Source organism: Liquorilactobacillus ghanensis DSM 18630, assembly GCF_001435235.1.
In the GTDB taxonomy this organism is placed as follows: domain Bacteria; phylum Bacillota; class Bacilli; order Lactobacillales; family Lactobacillaceae; genus Liquorilactobacillus; species Liquorilactobacillus ghanensis.
The window spans coordinates 1-352 of record NZ_AZGB01000020.1; the positions used below are offsets into that span (position 1 = coordinate 1).

Annotated in this window: 1 protein-coding gene; it reads left to right on the forward strand. The window is 36.1% G+C overall.

Annotation, left to right across the window (positions count from 1 at the left end):
* Window positions 1–139: 139 nt before the first annotated feature.
* Window positions 140–352: IS66 family transposase (locus tag FC89_RS09185; protein ID WP_057872267.1), on the forward strand; the 213-nt coding region annotated here is incomplete at its 3' end.

Here is a 352-nt window from a genome sequence, read left to right on the forward strand (position 1 = left end):
CCAAACAATTAGAACGTCTACTTTCTGGTTGGGCTGTCGAATCATCGATTCGACAAACAAAACCACCAAAATATACTAGTTATCAACGGCAATAAATGATAAACTCAAATCATTACATGAGGAATGGTGGTGATCCGCGATGTCTAAGACTGAAGAGCTTTTACAAGAAACACTTCGGCAAAATAGAGAGCTAATGAAAGAAATTAAACAGCTTAATGAACAAGTTGCATATTTAACAAACAAGTTATATGGTCGGCATTCTGAAAAAATGGAAAACCCAGGCCAATTATCCTTGCTTGATAATTCTTTTACCGATCCAGAGCAAACTGGAAATCAAAGCGAAGAAATAAGT